This window comes from Leucobacter sp. NPDC058333, assembly GCF_042726155.1.
In the GTDB taxonomy this organism is placed as follows: Bacteria; Actinomycetota; Actinomycetes; order Actinomycetales; family Microbacteriaceae; genus Leucobacter.
This window is the reverse complement of record NZ_JBHXHV010000003.1, coordinates 144,758-161,302: the sequence shown is the minus strand read 5'-3', so window position 1 is coordinate 161,302 and position 16,545 is coordinate 144,758. Positions and strand designations below refer to the sequence as shown.

The 16,545-nt window shown below is 64.5% G+C and carries 15 protein-coding genes and 4 tRNA genes; 10 read left to right on the top strand and 9 right to left on the bottom strand.

The window, feature by feature from the left end:
• Positions 1–127: 127 nt before the first annotated feature.
• Positions 128–670, top strand: coding sequence for a CGNR zinc finger domain-containing protein (locus tag ACFWHR_RS11245; RefSeq protein WP_382448393.1), 543 nt, complete (start codon positions 128–130; stop codon positions 668–670).
• Positions 671–742: 72 nt separating this feature from the next.
• Here ACFWHR_RS11245 and ACFWHR_RS11240 read toward each other — a convergent pair.
• Positions 743–818: transfer RNA gene (locus ACFWHR_RS11240), tRNA-Val, on the bottom strand.
• 118 nt (positions 819–936) lie between these two features.
• Positions 937–1,956: a hypothetical protein gene (locus tag ACFWHR_RS11235; RefSeq protein WP_382448392.1), complete on the bottom strand. Its 1,020-nt coding sequence runs from the start codon at positions 1,954–1,956 to the stop codon at positions 937–939.
• Positions 1,957–2,116: 160 nt separating this feature from the next.
• Here ACFWHR_RS11235 and ACFWHR_RS11230 point away from each other — a divergent pair.
• The 4 genes from ACFWHR_RS11230 (at position 2,117) to ACFWHR_RS11215 (ending at position 2,946) form a co-directional block, all read left to right on the top strand.
• Positions 2,117–2,189 (top strand) — tRNA-Gly (locus ACFWHR_RS11230).
• 58 nt (positions 2,190–2,247) lie between these two features.
• Positions 2,248–2,318: transfer RNA gene (locus ACFWHR_RS11225), tRNA-Cys, on the top strand.
• Positions 2,319–2,344: 26 nt separating this feature from the next.
• Positions 2,345–2,416, top strand: a tRNA-Val gene (locus tag ACFWHR_RS11220).
• A gap of 146 nt (positions 2,417–2,562) precedes the next feature.
• A complete protein-coding gene (locus ACFWHR_RS11215) occupies positions 2,563–2,946 on the top strand; it encodes a hypothetical protein (RefSeq protein ID WP_382448391.1) in 384 nt (127 codons plus the stop codon).
• A 4-nt stretch (positions 2,947–2,950) separates the two neighbouring features.
• Here ACFWHR_RS11215 and ACFWHR_RS11210 read toward each other — a convergent pair whose 3' ends face one another.
• The 3 genes from ACFWHR_RS11210 to ACFWHR_RS11200 form a co-directional block, all read right to left on the bottom strand.
• Entirely contained in the window at positions 2,951–4,039 is a 1,089-nt protein-coding gene (locus tag ACFWHR_RS11210; protein ID WP_382448390.1) for an arsenic resistance protein, read from the bottom strand.
• Entirely contained in the window at positions 4,012–5,196 is a 1,185-nt protein-coding gene (locus tag ACFWHR_RS11205) for an NAD(P)/FAD-dependent oxidoreductase (RefSeq protein WP_382448389.1), read from the bottom strand. Before ACFWHR_RS11205 ends, ACFWHR_RS11210 begins: the two co-directional genes overlap by 28 nt.
• A gap of 169 nt (positions 5,197–5,365) precedes the next feature.
• A complete protein-coding gene (locus tag ACFWHR_RS11200) occupies positions 5,366–5,602 on the bottom strand; it encodes an Rv0909 family putative TA system antitoxin (RefSeq protein WP_382448388.1) in 237 nt (78 codons plus the stop codon).
• Positions 5,603–5,850: 248 nt separating this feature from the next.
• Between ACFWHR_RS11200 and ACFWHR_RS11195 the strand changes: the two genes are divergently transcribed.
• On the top strand, positions 5,851–6,207 hold the full coding sequence (locus ACFWHR_RS11195) for a VOC family protein (protein WP_382448387.1): 357 nt from the start codon (positions 5,851–5,853) through the stop codon (positions 6,205–6,207).
• Between the two features lie 24 nt (positions 6,208–6,231).
• On the opposite strand, the gene ACFWHR_RS11190 is transcribed toward ACFWHR_RS11195, so the two are convergent.
• The 3 genes from ACFWHR_RS11190 to ACFWHR_RS11180 are packed head-to-tail and all read right to left on the bottom strand — an operon-like array spanning position 6,232 to position 9,091.
• Positions 6,232–6,771, bottom strand: a complete 540-nt coding sequence (locus ACFWHR_RS11190) for a type II toxin-antitoxin system PemK/MazF family toxin (RefSeq protein ID WP_382448386.1) — start codon at positions 6,769–6,771, stop codon at positions 6,232–6,234.
• Positions 6,772–6,817: 46 nt separating this feature from the next.
• Positions 6,818–7,876: a cell division protein ZapE gene (zapE, locus tag ACFWHR_RS11185; RefSeq protein WP_382448385.1), complete on the bottom strand. Its 1,059-nt coding sequence runs from the start codon at positions 7,874–7,876 to the stop codon at positions 6,818–6,820.
• Between the two features lie 27 nt (positions 7,877–7,903).
• Complete coding sequence (locus tag ACFWHR_RS11180; protein ID WP_382448384.1) at positions 7,904–9,091, bottom strand: alpha/beta hydrolase family protein; 1,188 nt, start codon at positions 9,089–9,091, stop codon at positions 7,904–7,906.
• Between the two features lie 79 nt (positions 9,092–9,170).
• On the opposite strand from ACFWHR_RS11180, the gene ACFWHR_RS11175 reads away from it, so the two are divergent.
• From ACFWHR_RS11175 to ACFWHR_RS11160, 4 genes are all read left to right on the top strand, one after another.
• Complete coding sequence (locus tag ACFWHR_RS11175; protein ID WP_382448383.1) at positions 9,171–9,788, top strand: DUF3000 domain-containing protein; 618 nt, start codon at positions 9,171–9,173, stop codon at positions 9,786–9,788.
• A gap of 5 nt (positions 9,789–9,793) precedes the next feature.
• Positions 9,794–10,984 carry a ribonuclease D gene (locus tag ACFWHR_RS11170; protein ID WP_382448382.1) on the top strand — a complete coding sequence of 397 codons (1,191 nt, stop codon included), beginning with the start codon at positions 9,794–9,796 and terminating at the stop codon, positions 10,982–10,984.
• 115 nt (positions 10,985–11,099) lie between these two features.
• Complete coding sequence (locus ACFWHR_RS11165) at positions 11,100–12,302, top strand: thiolase family protein (protein ID WP_382448381.1); 1,203 nt, start codon at positions 11,100–11,102, stop codon at positions 12,300–12,302.
• 3 nt (positions 12,303–12,305) lie between these two features.
• The gene (locus tag ACFWHR_RS11160) at positions 12,306–14,441 is read left to right on the top strand and encodes a 3-hydroxyacyl-CoA dehydrogenase NAD-binding domain-containing protein (protein WP_382448380.1); all 2,136 of its coding nucleotides are present in this window, start codon (positions 12,306–12,308) and stop codon (positions 14,439–14,441) included.
• Between the two features lie 134 nt (positions 14,442–14,575).
• Here the strand turns inward: ACFWHR_RS11160 and dxs are convergent, their stop codons facing one another.
• The gene (gene dxs, locus ACFWHR_RS11155) at positions 14,576–16,534 is read right to left on the bottom strand and encodes a 1-deoxy-D-xylulose-5-phosphate synthase (RefSeq protein WP_382448379.1); all 1,959 of its coding nucleotides are present in this window, start codon (positions 16,532–16,534) and stop codon (positions 14,576–14,578) included.
• Positions 16,535–16,545: the final 11 nt, after the last annotated feature.

Sequence of the window (16,545 nt, the reverse complement as noted above, 5' to 3'; positions counted from 1 at the left end):
TCCATCAGACGTGAAGTGTCGGGACTCGACGCTCCAGCCATGCTCGTGCGGAGTTGCGGGGGTCGGTTGGGCGTGTGTCGTAGCGTCTGAAATCTTGGGCATATGTCCACTGTGTTGTAATGGCCTTATGCAACTCAACCCTTACGGCGAGTACGCGGTGCTTCTCGCGGCGTCTCTCGCGAACGACTGGCCGCAGGATCGCTCCGGGATTGTGTCGCGCGCACGCGACTTCGGCATGACCGTCGAATTTCCGGAGAACCCGGCCGACCATGCGCGGGTGCGGCGGGTCATCGATGACTGGCTACTCGCGGTCGACGCCGTCGAATCTCGCGAGCGGGCATTGATCCTGAATATGCACATGGCCTCGGCCGCAGCGTACCCGCGGCTCACAGACCACAACGACGAGGGGTGGCACCTGCATTACCGAGCAGACGATGCGCGCGCGCTCTCGCACGTGCTGCTCGCCGTCATCAGCGTGGGCACGGCGCTTCACCTCACGACCCGCGGAATGCACCGTCTGCACCGTTGCGCCGCGGGTGCGGCACCGGGTGACCCCTGCACCGCTGTCGTCGTCGATACAACCCGAAATGGGCGTCAGCAGTACTGCTCAGTGCGCTGCGCCAACCGCGCCGCGGTGCGACGACACCGCGCCAAAGCCCACGACCACTAGCACCGCAGGCCGCGCTGAACGCTGCCGGCAGCGACGAGCAAGCGGCCAGGCATATGTGAACGGGAGAATACGTGGTGGGCGATACCGGACTCGAACCGATGACCTCTTCCGTGTGAAGGAAGCGCGCTACCAACTGCGCCAATCGCCCGTCTGCAGCGAAGTTGAACCCTACGGTTCCGTTTCGTGCCAACCTGAAAGATAATACACGGTTCAGAGTCCCCATTCGCGCCCGACACGGGCCGCGGCAGGTTTCTGCGGTTTCGAGGTTACTCGTTCGGGCGTGTCGTGACGGGCGCCAGGTCGCTGTCGAGATGCTCGTCGAGTTCGGCGCTCACCTCACTGAGTGATGCAAGGTCATCGCGAAGGCCGTTGTACCGATCGATGTCCTTTTGCAGTGACGCCAGGTCTGCATCAAGCCCGGCGCGACGCTGCTGGAGCGCAGCGGATTCGGCCTGCTCGCCGGCTAGATTTTCGACGTACTCATTTCGTTCCACCCGCGCCCGGAACGCATTTGCATCCGCATTAAAGCGATCGACTGCGTCGCCGTAGGCGGCCTTCCGCTTCTCGACGTCATCGCGCAACGCGGTCATCTCATTCTGCAGGGCGTCCGCCTCACTCTGGAGATCGTTGAAGACGGTGTGGTACTTCTCAAAGTCGTCGATCAACGCTGAACGATCCGTGAACCACTGCGCGTAGTGATCTTCCAGCCAACTCGGCAGATCGCGCACCTCTGTGCCGAGCACCGAGTGCAGCTCATTTGCGAACGCCGCGTCAGAGAGGTGCTCGTAGACCACCATGCGCGCTTGTAAATCAGGGTGCGTCGGAGCGAGATCGTCGTAGACGTCGCGCAGGCGGGAGGCGAGCAGCGTGCGATCCCCGTCTTCCAAACGCGAGAAGGTCGCGTGCAGCAGCTCGTGAGCCGCGGTGATCTCAACAATACCGCTGACTCGATCGTCGGTGACATCGAAGAGGTGGATGCGGTCGGAGGTGTAACAGCCGAGCACGTGACCCTGCTCCGAGTGGTCAACTTCCGAGCATTGCGCGTTGAAGTGCTGACTACCGTCGACCGTCGGATGTGTCGCGATGAACACGCGCCGACCCGAGTCGGTCAAGTCGAGATCCTTCACGAGCTCGCTAACGCGCGGTGTCACCTCGTACCCGATTGCCGCGAAGTGATCTTTGATCTCTTGCCGATGCATAACGCCGACTACAGCGAGTGCGACGACCGCGAGGAACACCGTGAAGCCGACCCATCGCTTCACTATCGCTCCCGCGCCTTCCGCCATGGAACCACAGTATCCGGGCGCGCGGTACGGCACGCGAAATGTTGCAACTTCGCCGTGATCATTTGGCACTTCGGGGCGGCGCGCCCGGGATGGCGACACCGATTTGCACCCCTGCCGAGCCTTCCCTATAGTTGTACAGGTCGCGGAAACGCGGCGGAATGCGGATGTAGCGCAGTTGGTAGCGCATCACCTTGCCAAGGTGAGGGTCGCGAGTTCGAGTCTCGTCATCCGCTCTAGGAACCCGGTTAGCTTGAATAAGGCACGCCGGGTGACTTATGGTAACAAAACTACGGTGGCGTGGCCGAGAGGCGAGGCAGCGGCCTGCAAAGCCGTATACACGGGTTCGAATCCCGTCGCCACCTCGTCTACAACTAAATAGCCTGAATAGGCGCGATTGGCGCAGCGGTAGCGCGCTTCCCTGACACGGAAGAGGTCACTGGTTCGATCCCAGTATCGCGCACTCCTGAACACCCTTGAGAAATCGAGGGTGTTCTTTTTTGTGTGTGCCGCTGCGCCTTTCTGCCTCACCGTCAAATCCGCCACTAAGCTCCCACCATCAGGGATCGCGCCGGAGATACGGGCGCTTGCATCATCACAGGGGATGGCATGACGGGTTCAATTCGAGTTTGCGCGAACTCAGCGATTGTGGGCGCGGTTATCGTACTCATCGCCTCGCTCGCCGGTTGCTCAGAGGAGCTCGCTGCGGAGGACCAGATTTTCATCACGAACTCGGCCACCAGTCCGCTCGAACGACTCGGCGCGGATCACGTGCAATTCGTACCCGTGGATGCGCAACTTTCGCTCCCGGAGGTCATGAGTTCGGAGGCGGGTATCGATCACCAGGTGGTCGTGCTGCAGTGCGCGCCGACCGACGACGGCATGACGGTGTTCGGAACAGTGTCGCTGAGTAATTACGAGAATCGCTTGGATTCGGCATCGATTCGCGAGTCGCTCGCCGCATCGATTCCGGGCTGCACGTCACGCGTGTAGACCTTCATGCCAACAGAACCGGCGCCGTGGTCTCGCCCCCGCCTCGCTGCGCCCTCCGCAACAGGTACGTCAGGGCGGTGAGCAGCGGGAACTCGACAAGCATCCCCAACACGATCGCGGCGGTCACCAGTGGTTGATCCGGCAGCGCGATCGCCGTGACGGCCAGCATCAGTGGCGCGTTGCGAGCGGCCGTCGCCATCGTGAGCACGACGCGATCTGCGTACCCGAGGCGGAAGAGACGCGACAGCGCTTCGCTGAGCTCGTAGACCACGAAGAAGAACAGCACCACCGCGAGCAGTACCCGCACGAGCGCGGAGAGGTTCGCGAGCATCGTGCCGATGTGCGCCGCAAACAGGCACAAGATGAGCGATGCGACGATGAACGGGATCGCACGGTCAACGACCGCAATGATCCGATCTTGCCGGAACTTCGCTGCCCGACGCCCAATCCGATGCCCCACCCGGGAAGCAACCCGCGGCGCGCATCGAAGCACCGCCCACAGCGCCCCGCGCAGCACGATCGCGACCGCGGCGGGCAACACGAACCACTGCAGTAGCGCGGGGCCAATCTGAGCGAGGCTCGCCTCGATCTGCGTGCCCGTCAACACACTCAACCACACGGGATACAGCAGGAGCTGCAGCGTGAGCTGAATCGGGATCAACGCTGCACCGGTTGCGGTGTCGCCGCCCGCCATTCGAATGAAGCCGAGAAACCAGTCTGTGCAAGGAAACAGACAGTAGATGAACACCCCGAGCCTGATCGCCTCCTGCGGCACGAGCAACAGCGTCAGCACGTATGCCAGGGCGGGTATGAGCACGAAGTTCGCTCCCAGTGCCAGCAGTACCGTTCGCGGGGCGCGACGGAGCGAACCCCAACCTTCGAACCGAACGGTGAAGAAGAGCGCGCCGACCATAAGCAACACGAGCGGGTCCACACCGTGCGAGAGGCGCTCCCCCGCCTCAGGCACCAACGCGCCGATCAGTGCACCCGCTGCCACCGCAGCAAGCAGCAGGAGGGTCGGCGAGCCCGAGCGAACCAGTGTTCGCAATCGATCACCCATATCGCTCAGCACCCGCACTGTACGTCGCAGCACGAGAGATCGTCCGTGAGCATCCCCGCGCTTCGCCACGCCTCGAGCGCGCTCGTATCTTTACCAGCGCGCTCCCCGATGACTCGGGCAATGTGCGCAAAGCGCTGTCGAAACTTGTAGACGAAGCAGAACTTCAGCCCGCCGTGTCGAATCGCCGGGCCAGACAGGAATAGGCCCGGCGCGATCGTCGACTGGTCGTCTTCATCGAGCTCGGGCCAGCCATCCTCCCGCGTCGAAAACAGGTGTTCAACCGGCCCGAGCCCCGACCCGAATCCTGTCGCGGCAATGGGCATCGTCGAACTCCGGATCGTCTCCCCTGAGTTCAGACGGGTCGCGAACCCGCTATCGGTGCGCTTTACGCCTACGGCGCGATCTTTCACGAGCGTGAGCCGACCGGACGCCAGCGCTTGCTGTAACAAGATGCGCGATCGCGGCGCAAGGCGATATGAGGGGTCCGAACCCCGCCCTGACTCCCACGGGCTCTGGGCGTCGACTACCGTCACCCGCGAGCCGTGCTCAACGTGGTGGCAGGCAATATCGATCCCTGACTCGTAGCCGCCGATCACCACAACGTCGCCGTCCCGCGTCTCCCACGCTTTCCGCGCGCTACTGTGCGCCACAAGCGCGCCCCCGCTGATGCGCGGCGCCAGCGGCTGACCGAACTCGCCACCGGCCCACACCAGAGACCGTGCGAAGGCCGGACCGCGCGCGCTGAGCACTCGGAAGCCGTCACCGTGCCGGGTGACGGAGGTGACCTCGGTGCCGTCGAGAACTGGTACCCGAAAATGTGCCACGACGCTTCGCAGATATTTCGCGTACTCCGCACCCGTCGGGTAATCCACACCGAGGCTGAAGGCCGGCGAGGTCTCGTAGTGCACAGCGTTGAGATCTGTTGCGCCAAAGCCATTTCCCGTAAACGACGGCGTCAGGAAGGTTTGCTCGGGAACCCAATCGAGAAAAGTCTGGCCGACCTGCCCACGCTCCAGTACACCGAAGCTGAGCTGCTTGACGGCTGCAAGCGCCAGTGCGGTGCCCACCCCCGCCGGGCCCGCGCCAATAACAAGGCAGTCGAGAGCGTGCGGCGTATCTGGCGCGGTCGAACCGAAACCTGAGGAGTGTTCGGAGGCAGTGCGTGTGGATCGTGACGGGGAGGATGCCATTTCGGAGAAACCTTCTACGTGTCGCGTGACTCATTGATAACGATTATCAATAGTGTACGCGGAGACGGCTCCAATTTCGCAACCGCTTCACCCCGAAACGCAATTCGGTCCCCCAGTGCACACCAGCGCTGAGGGACCGAAGTTTCGCACGCGTGCGTGCTGGTGAGACCTATTCGTTACCGATGGCGCCGTCCGCGCTATCGCGCGCATCAGCGATCTTCTCGGAAAACTTGCCGCCGGTGATCTTGTCAGCGAAGCCCGCAACACCATCGAGCACCTTGTCGCTGATCTCTTCAGCCTGCTCGCTCTTCGCGACCTCTTGGATCTTTTCGGAGTTCTGGTTCACAAATTCGCCGGCCTTACCAGCGAGATCAGACGCCTTCTTACTCAGGTCTTCGATGCTCATGCCATGTTCCTTTCATCGAAGCGCCCAAGTGGCGCCTCTGCACACATTATGGCCCCACAGGCGATGCCGCGAAAGAGCCAACATCTTTCGCGGGACGCGGACTGTCTCACGCGGTCGCAAACGGCCCTACTCCCCTACCTCGCTGCGGGCAACCCGACGAGGATGCATTGCCTGCACCCGCGGCAGGGCGGAGAATGGCTCTGATCAGGTCTCGAAGATGAGATCGCCCTCGACAGAACGGATGCACCATGGCCCCCATCGGATCGCTGCACAGTGTCGTGTTCGACTGCCCCGAACCGCACACGCTCGCCGAGTTCTACCGCTCGATACTCGGCGGTACGATCGACGCCGAGGGCGACACCTGGGTCAATCTCATCATCGACGGACTCAGCACGAAGCTCGCGTTTCAGCAGTCCCCGAACTTCGTAGCGCCCGTGTGGCCGAGCGACGACGGCGACCAGCAAGCGCATCTCGATGTGCAGGTCGCCGACCTCGATGCCGCCCATCACGAGCTGCAGACACTCGGTGCAGAGCATCTCGAATCACACGACACGTTTCGCGTCTATCTCGACCCGGTGGGCCACCCGTTCTGCACGGTGTCATAGCCCGAGGGTTCAGGTCAGCTCAGGTCAGTCGCCACGCATGCCGTGCTCGCGCGCGACCACGGCCACGGCGGTGACGAAGCGATCCCGATCGAGCACGTGCCCCTCGCGTCGCATGCCCGCGTTCGTCACCCGAAGCACCCGCTCAGTCGCCAGGAAGCTCTCGCGCCCCTCGCGATCCCAGCCACCCGTGCCCACGGACACAAATCCGTCGTGCCGCTTCGTACTGAGATAGCACGCTGCGGTCGTTTGCGCGTCAATGCGAGCAATGATGAGCACCGGCCGATCCTTGCCGCGACCATCGTTTTCGGCGTACGGCACCCAGGTCCATACGATTTCGCCCGGATCGGGATCACCATCAGGATCGGGTTCATAGCTCAGTCGAAGTGAACGAATCTCAGCCGAAGTCAGCTCACGCGTGGCCGAATCGCCGCGTTGGCCCGGGCTCGGCGAGCCGGCACTCGACGCGCCCCGCGGCTGAGTAGTCGAGGACTTCGCAAACGCCGTAATGAACGAGCGCAGAAACCCGCCGACGATGCTCCCCCAGTTCGGCTGTTTCCCTGTCATCGGGCGCTCTCAGCTCGTCGCACACCACTCATGGCACCGGTCACCGCTATACGATTTCGCTTGCGGAGAGCGCATTCAGTCGCGACATGCATCGCAGATACTTCTTGCGATACCCGCCGTCGAGCATGCCGCCGCCGAACACGGTCGTGAGTGGCACACCGGTCGCGCGAATCGGGATCTGCGCGTCGTACACGCGGTCGATGAACGCTACAAAGCGGAGCGCGGATGACTGATCCGTGAGAACGTGCACGTCACGGAGACCGATGCACTGCACGCCGGTGAGCAGGCCGCTGTAGCTCGACGGGTGCACCGTCGCGAGGTGCTCGATGAGCGCGGAGAAGTCGTCGTCGGTCATGCGCTCGTGGGCGGCAGCGACGTCGGCGAGGGCGAACTTGTACTCGTCGTCGCTGAGCGCGACGGCTTCACCCTCGAGATCGCGTTGCCGGTAATCGACGCCGTCGATGCGAATGGTGACGAACCGATCGGACATCGCCTGGATCTCGCGCATAAAGTCTGCGGCGGCGAAGCGGCCCTCGCCGAGTGCATTTGGCGGCGTGTTCGACGTCGCCACGAATTTCGTGCCGGTCGCGGTCAGGTCACCAATGAGGCGCGTCATGAGCATCGTGTCGCCCGGATCATCGAGCTCAAATTCGTCGATGCAGATGAGGCGCGCGCCCTGCAGCACACCGACGGCGCCGTTGTACCCGAGCGCGCCAACGAGGGCGGTGTACTCGATAAAAGTGCCGAAGTACTTTCGCCCGGCCGTCGCGTGCCACGTGGCGGCGAGCAGGTGAGTCTTGCCCACGCCGAACCCACCATCGAGGTAGATGCCCGGCTTCGAAGTCGCGGGAGTCGCCGGCTCTGCCTTCTTCCGCCCAAAACCGAAGAAACCACCGCGTGACACCGCCGCGGGAGGAGCCGCAAAGGCGCGAAGCATTTCTCGCGCCTCATCCTGCGACGGATAGTCGGGATCGGGGCGATACGAGTCGAACGTCGCGCGATCGAACTGTGGCGGTGGTACCAGTGTCGCCACGAGTTCAGTGCCGCTGATCGTGGGGCGCCGACCGACGAGGCTGGCGGTGCTGTGCTGTGTGTCTGAGACCATCGCCGACAGTCTACGCCGCGAGGCGGCTTAGCCGCGCCAGGGCGGGTGCGGCAATGCTCGAGCGAAGGCGCGAGTGACGCCTTCCCAACCCGCGGTGTCGACGTTCCAGAGCTTGACGTGCTCCGCTCCCGGCTGCAACCGGAGCTGCACGAGATCGGGGCGCAGCGCCGCGAGACGCTCTGCACCAGCGGAAGGAACGAAGGTGTCTTGCTGGCTCGCATGAATCAGCACGGGCACGCGCAGCTCAGCCGCGAACGTCTCGGGGTGGAGCTCGTCGATCGGCAACCCGCCCGATTCCCCGGCGCGCACCCACCCGCGCGCAAGCATGCCGACGCCGATCCCCGCGATGGCCCCCGGCACCGATTGCGCCGCGGCGTGATACCGCAGCAGCGCGTTCCAATCGACCGCTGGCGAGTCGAGAATCAGACCATCGATTCGGTCGCGGTGAGCCCCGCGTGTTGCGGCAACGAGACACGCAGTGCCGCCCATTGACCAGCCGACGAGCGTCACGCGCTCAGCGCCGCGGCGCAGCACCTCAGCGATTGCCGCGTCAACGTCCCGGCTCTCGGAGAATCCGACGCCGTACCGCCCACGCACGCCCGGCGGTGCGCCCGGGTCGTTTCGATAGCTAATGATCAAGCTCGTGACGCCGCTCTGCGCGAGCGACGTCACGCCGCGCAGCGTTTCGTGCGGCAACGCGCCGCGGCCGTGTACGTGCACTGCCCAGCGCCGCTTTCGCCGTAGGCGCGGGTACACGATCCAGGCGTCGGCGTCACCGAGGTCTGTTGGGTACGTGACGTGCTCCACCCTGAAGCCCAGCTCCTCTGGCTCGGTGAACCACCAGCCGGTGATGCGCCCGCGGGTTCCTACCGCGAGGTCTCCGCGATCTACCCTCACGAGTTGACGCACTGCCGTGTCGCCTTCCGACGCGAGTACCGCGCCGACTCTGGCGTGCCCAGCACCCTGACCGAAGATGAACGAGTACTTCCCCGGCAGATCGGCGTCAACTCCGTTCAGCCAGATAGCCGGGGAGCCTGCGTAGTCGCCGAGCTCGACCACTGTCACCGGTGATTCGGGTACCGAAGCCGGAGTCACGGCGCGGCGCGCAAGCGCAATCCCGCCAACGAGCGCCCCCGCGGCACCCGCGAGCGCGGCACCCGCGAGTACGCCGACCGCCCCGATCCCGAACGCGCGATTCCACCGTGGCTGCTCCATTCGTGACCGTCCCCTGTTCCCCGCATTGCGGCGTGGCATCTGCATGTTGTTCACAGCAAACTCTAGTGTCGCCAGTGTGATGGCAAGCGTCAGTGGGGCCCCTGTCGACTTCGACACGGCGGCGGAGCAGATCCGCGGTGCGCGGCTGCGTGGGGAACTGGTTTCTCAGGAGATTGCCGCGCCAGAGCGGATCGCACCGCAATCGATCGCGCTCGCGGCTGGCGTTGCCCGCGGCGTTCGGCGCGATGACGCCGCAGACACGGCGCTCGAGTCTCCCTACGGCGCCGGCCGCATCGTGCTCATGCACGATCCCGACGCGTTCGACGAGTGGGGCGGCACGTATCGCATCGTGTGTTTTGCCCAGGCACCGCTCGAACTCGAGATCGGCGTCGACCCCTTTATCTCTGATGTGGCCTGGTCGTGGCTCGTCGACGCCCTTGATTCGCGCGGCGCCGGCTACACCTATCTCTCTGGCACCGCCACAAAAACGCTTTCGACGAGCTTCGGGGCCCTTGAGGCTCGCGGCGATTCCGCCCAGATTGAGTTGCGCGCGTCGTGGACGCCCCGGGGAGACGATTTCGCTCCGCACGCGGAGGCGTGGTCTGAGTTGCTGTGTTTGTTGGCCGGGCTACCGCACGCTGAGGGCATAGACTCCATCGCGGCACGGCGCTCACGCCTGGCCGCGGAAGGGGCATGAACAGCATGACGGTCTCCCAGTCGGAGCTCGATATCCAGTGGACGATGGTGGACGACTCAGACGGTCTCGCTGAAGCAGCCACCGCACTCGCGACAGGCACCGGCCCGGTCGCAGTTGATGCGGAGCGCGCATCCGGCTACACGTACGGCGGCGAAGCGTATCTGGTCCAGGTCCACCGCCAGGGCGCTGGCACGTATCTGATCGACCCAATCAATATTGCCGACTTTCAGCCGCTCCAGCGCGCAATCGCGGACACCGAGTGGATCTTTCACGCGGCATCTCAGGATCTCGCCTGCCTCGCAGCAATTGGCCTCGTGCCGAGCCGCATCTTCGATACCGAACTCGCGACGCGGCTGCTGGGATTTGAACGCGTCGGCCTCGGCTCGATCGTCGAACAGCTGCTCGACATCTCGCTCGAAAAAGCCCACTCGGCCGCGAACTGGTCGCAGCGCCCGCTCCCCGAAGAGTGGCTCGAATACGCGGCGCTCGATGTCGTGTTGCTCCCCGAACTGCGCGACGCCGTCGCTACTGAACTCGACGCACAGCACAAAACCGAATTCGCGCTACAGGAGTTCGAGGCAGTGCGGACAAGGCCAGAGAAGCCGCGCCCCGAGGAGCCCTGGCGAAAGCTGTCTGGCGGGCACGGCCTGAAGACGCCGCGCGCCTTGGCACTGGCCCGCGAACTCTGGGAAGCCCGCGACGCGCTTGCTCGTGAACGGGACGTCGCCCCCGGCCGCTTGATCCCCGATTCATCGATCGTCGCTGCCGCCAGCGCAAATCCCCGCTCAAAGGGCGATCTCGCGCGGATACCGACGTTCAAGGGTCGGGCGAGCAGAACTGAAATCGACCGCTGGTGGGCGGCGATCCTCCGCGGAAAGACGACCGAGGACTTGCCCGGTCAGAAACGTCGCGACCCAGATTCGATTCCGCACCATCGCGGATGGGTGCAACGGCACCCCGACGCTGCCGCGCGATTGGAAGCTGTGCGCCCAGCCATCGAGGCTGAAGCGCAGGCGAGGCACATTCCGCTCGAGAATCTCCTCACGCCCGACACGCTTCGCAGACTCGTGTGGCGCCCGCCGGCCGACCGCTCTGCCGAGGCGATTGCACTCCGTCTCAGCGAGCTCGGCGCACGCGACTGGCAAGTTGGCATCGCTGCACCAATTATTGCCTCGGCTTTTGTAGAACACCCATAAATGTCTCCCCGCGATGTCGGGGAAAATCGGTGCGGTTACTCGGGTGCGGTTTCGCGTGACACTCCGTCTCTCTAGTATGGAAACAACGCAGATCACCAATGCTGATGGAGGCGAAGTGGCCGCAATGAGAGATGTCGTGTTCGTAGACGGAGTCCGCACCCCGTTTGGTCGAGCAGGCGACAAGGGAATATACGCGGGAACGCGTTCAGACGACCTGGCGGTGAAGGCCTTGCAGGGCCTCATTGAGCGCAATCCAGAGCTGCCGCTCGAGCGCATCGATGACGTCGGAATCGCAGCAACAACGCAGCAGGGCGACCAGGGGTTGACACTCGGTCGCACCGTGTCGATGCTCGCGGGCATCCCCGTGACGGTGCCCGGCTTCGCGCTCGATCGAATGTGCGCTGGCGCGCTCACCGTCGCGTCGTTCATGGGCGCCGCGATCGGCGCTGGGCAGTATGACCTCGCGATCGCGGGCGGTGTCGAGCACATGGGCCGCCACCCGATCGGCCTCGATGCAGATCCGAACCCGCGCTTTGTAGCGGAGAAGCTGGTCAGCCCCGACGCCCTCAACATGGGGCTTACGGCTGAACGACTGCACGACCGCTTCCCGTCGCTCACGAAAGAGCGCGCCGACCGGTTCGGAATGCTGAGCCAGCAGAAGGTGCAGGCCGCTTACGACCGCGGTGACATTCAGGCCGATCTCATTCCTGTGGCAACTCGCTCGGAAACCGGCTGGGGCCTCGCGACCGAGGATCAGGGCCGTCGCCCCGAGACGACGATGGCGGGTCTTGCCACGCTCAAGACGCCGTTCCGCCCGCACGGGCGAGTCACGGCCGGTAACGCCTCGCCGCTCACCGACGGCGCGACCGTGTCGCTGCTCGCCGGCGCCGACACCGCGAAAGAGCTCGGACTCTCAGCGAAGATGCGTCTCGTCGGCTTTGGATTCGCGGGAGTTGAACCCGAGGTCATGGGCCTCGGACCAGTGCCTTCGACCGAGAAAGCACTGAAGCGCGCCGGGCTCACAATCGACGACATCGGCCTCTTCGAGTTGAATGAGGCGTTCGCGGTGCAGGTACTCTCGTTTACCGATCACTTCGGTATTGCAGACGAGGATCCGCGCGTGAACCCGTGGGGCGGGGCCATCGCGATCGGGCACCCGCTGGCGGCCTCGGGCGTGCGCCTGATGCTGCAGCTTGCGCGTCAGTTCTCACAGCGCCCCGACGTGCGCTATGGCGTCACCGCCATGTGCGTAGGGCTGGGCCAGGGCGGCACCGCCATCTGGGAGAACCCGCATTTCGACGGCAAGAAGGGCAAGTAGGCCATGACCGACTACCGCAACATCGACTTCTCCCCGCTCATCGCAGCGTCGGAGGACGAGGTCATCACTGAATCGCTCGTGCGCGACGTGACCCTGCCCTCGGGCGGCACTCTCGCACTCATCACGCTCGACAACGGTCGTGATCACACCCGACCGAACACGCTCGGTCCGCGCACCCTGCAGGCGCTCGGCATCGTGCTCGACGAACAGCGCACGCGCGCTGCTGCGGGTGAGATCGTGGCGGTCGCAGTCACGGGCAAGCCGTTCATTTTCGCAGCGGGAGCCGACCTCTCGAAGGTGTCGACGCTCGCCACTGAGGAGAACGCGCGCCTCATGGCGCAGTTTGGGCACTATGTCCTCGGCAAGTTCGGCGAGCTCGGAGTGCCGTCGTTCGCCTTCGTGAACGGCCTGGCGCTCGGCGGCGCAATGGAGATCGCGCTCCACTGCAACTACCGCACGCTCGATTCGTCGGCAGCGGCGCTCGCCTTCCCCGAGGTCTTCCTCGGCATCATCCCCGGCTGGGGCGGCGCGACCATCGTGCCGAACCTGATCGGCATCGAGCAGGCACTCGAGATCATCGTTTCGAATCCGCTGAAGAACAACCGCATGCTGAAGCCGCAACAGGCCTACGACATGGGCTTGTTTGACGCGATGTTCGGCGCTGCGAGCTTCTTGGAGCGATCGATCGGCTGGGCCGACGGCGTCCTGAACGGCTCCGTAAAGGTTGATCGCAAGCACGTTCCGGGCAAACTCGAACGACTCACCAAGTGGCCGGCCGCAATCAAGATTGCGCGCGACACCTTGAAGGCCCGTATCGGCACCGCAGCGAAGGCCCCGTTCATCGCGCTAGACCTGCTGAGCGCGGCGAAAGACAATGACCTCGCGCGCGGCTTCGAGCGCGAAGACGACGCGCTCGCCGAGCTCATATCCGGTGACCAGTTCGCCGCATCGGTGTACGCCTTCGATCTTGTGCAAAAGCGCGCGAAGCGTCCCGCCGGAGCACCCGACAAACAGCTCGCGAAGCCCGTACGCAAGGTCGGCGTCATCGGCGCAGGACTCATGGCCAGCCAGTTCGCGCTGCTCTTCGCCCGCAAGTTGAAGGTCCCGGTGTTGATCACCGACCTCGATCAGTCGCGCGTCGACAAGGGACTCGATTACATCCGCGGCGAGGTCGACAAGATGCTCGAGAAGGGTCGCCTCTCCCCCGACGATGCGAACCAGATCAAAGAGCTCGTGCGTGGTACTACGGATAAGTCTCTCTATGCCGACTGCGACTGGGTCATCGAGGCAGTGTTCGAGGAGCTCGGCGTCAAGCAGCAGGTGTTCGCCGAGATCGAGGCGATCGTGCCCGAGACGACCGTACTTGCCACCAATACCTCCTCGCTCTCCGTCCACGAGATCGGTGAGAAGTTGGCCCACCCAGAGCGTCTCGTGGGCTTCCACTTCTTCAATCCAGTGGCCGTGATGCCCCTTATCGAGGTCGTACGGACGCCCGATACCGACGATTCGACGCTGTCGACCGCTATGGTCGTCGCGAAGAAGCTGGGCAAGAGCGCCGTGATTACGGCTGACCGCCCGGGGTTTGTCGTGAACCGCCTGCTCGCCAAGGTGATGGGCGAGGCGGCGCGCGCACTCGACGAGGGCACGCCACTCCCGGTGGTCGAGCGTGCGTTCGCTCCGATCGGTCTCCCGATGGGCCCGTTCGAACTGATCGATCTCGTGGGTTGGAAGGTCGCTGCCCACGTGCAAGACACGATGGTCGCCGCGTTCCCGGATCGGTTCTACGCCTCCGAGAATCTGCATCGTCTCGCGGATGTCGACGGCCCGCTTATGAAGTCAAAGCTCGGAAAGGTCGAAGACCTCTCGAAGGCCGGGAAGAAGGCCGTCACACTCGGCAAGACCGCGGTGTCCGAGGAAGAGATTCTTCGCCGCGTCGAAGACGAACTCGCCGGTGAGATCAAGATCATGCTCGACGAGGGCGTGGTCGCAGCGGCTGAAGACATCGATCTCTGCCTGATTCTCGGCGCTGGCTGGCCATTCCAGGCAGGCGGCGCGACGCCATACCTCGACCGCTCCGGCGCGAGCGAACGTGCGTTTGGTGGCGCGTTCCACGAGCCGCGGGTCGCTGGCGCTCACTAGCGCTCGAACTCGGCGCTGCACGCGCCAGGCACGCATACGGGGTGGGTCGGATTCAATCCGGCCCACCCCGTATGCGTTGGTCGTCAGCGTGCGTTGGTAGTCAGCGTGCGTTGGTAGTCAGCGTGCGTCAGTCATCAGCGTGCGCCGGCCGCCGGTCGCGCGATCGGCACGCGAGTGCCGCGCACCTGCTCGGCGACCGTAGCCGCGATCTGTTCGGAGGTCAGACCGGCCTCCGCGAGCAACTGAGTTCGCGAGGCGTGGCCCGGAAACTCGTCCGGGGTGCCCAGCTCACTGACGGCGGTATCGACGCCGGCGTCGCGAAGTGCCTGGCGAATGCGGGTGCCAACGCCACCGACGCGGATCCCGTCTTCAATCGTGACGACGAGTCGGTGTGAGCGGGCCGCTTCCACGATCGACCCGGCGACGGGCACCACCCAGCGCGGATCGAGCACCGTTGCCGTAATGCCCTGCTCGGCGAGCTGCGCCGCCGCGTCGAGGGCGGTCCGTGCCATAGGCCCTACCGTAACGAACAGTACATCGACGTAGCTCTGACTGCTTGCGCCGCTGTCTTCTCCCTCGCCGTCGCGCAGCACATCTACCCCGTCCGTGAGACGACGCAGCGCCGGTAGTTCGTCTCCGATCGCCCCCTTAGGATAGCGCAGCACGGTCGGCCCATCGTCAATCGCAACCGCCTCGCCGAGCGCCTCAGCGAGTGTCTGCGCGTCGCGCGGAGCGGCAATGCGAATACCGGGAACAACCTGCAGCGTCGCGAGATCCCAGACGCCGTTGTGACTCGCACCGTCAGGGCCCGTGATGCCCGCCCGATCAAGCACAAACGTCACACCGGCGCGGTGCAGCGCCACGTCCATGAGCAGCTGGTCGAACGCCCGATTCATGAATGTCGCGTAGACCGCGACGACCGGGTGGAGCCCGCCGTACGCGAGCCCGGCAGCGCTCGTGACCGCGTGCTGCTCAGCGATGCCGACGTCGATCACTCGCCCGGGGTGCTTTGCCGCCAGAGCGTCGAGCCCGGTCGGCGCGAGCATCGCAGCGGTGATCGCGATAATGCGGTCGTCGGCCTCGGCGAGTTCGACAATGCGCTCGCGAAACACCGATGTCCAGCTTCGGCCCGCGACGATCTCCAACGGTTCGCCGCTGCCGGGATCAATCTGACCGATTGCGTGGAACTGGTCCGCGAGATCGTTCTCGGCGGGGGCATACCCGCGCCCCTTCTCCGTGATCACGTGCACGAGGGTCGGCCGACCGTACCCCTTCGCCTGTCGCAGCACCTCTTCAAGCGCGCCGAGATCGTGACCGTCTATCGGACCGAGGTACTTGATGTCGAGATTGGCGTACAAATCTTGGTTGTCTGACGCACGACTCACGAACCCGCGCATGGCGCCGCGGGCCGCGCGGTACACGGTGCGCCCCGGATTGCCCAGCCGCGAGAAGAGCTTCTCACTGCCCTCCTGAAGATCGCGGTACGCGCCCTTCGAGCGCACGGAGTTCAGGAAACGCGCCATGCCGCCGATGGTCGGCGCGTACGAGCGCCCGTTGTCGTTCACCACGAGTACGAGATTGCGGTCGTTGTCGTCGGTGATGTTGTTGAGCGCTTCCCAGGTCATGCCGCCCGTGAGCGCACCATCGCCCACCACGGCGACGACGTGTCGGTGCTGCTGGGACGGGTCGCTCTGTGCGCGCCGAGCGAAGGCGCGTGAGATCCCGTCGGCCCAGCTCAGTGAACTCGAGGCGTGGGAGCTCTCCACGATGTCGTGTTCAGACTCCGCCCGCTGCGGGTAACCCGCGAGACCGCCGCGGCTCCTGAGGCCCGAAAAATCCTTGCGCCCGGTGAGCAACTTATGGACGTAACTCTGATGGCCCGTATCAAAGACAATCGGATCACGCGGCGACTGGAACACGCGATGCAGCGCAATCGTCAGCTCAACCACACCCAGGTTGGGCCCGAGATGACCTCCGGTCTGCGAGACCGCCGAGATCAGAAATTCGCGAATTTCGGCAGCAAGCGTTTCGCACTCGTCGGGGGTGAGAGCGTCGAGATCACGCGGGTTTTCAATTCGATCCAGGATCGCCACCCGTGACCTCC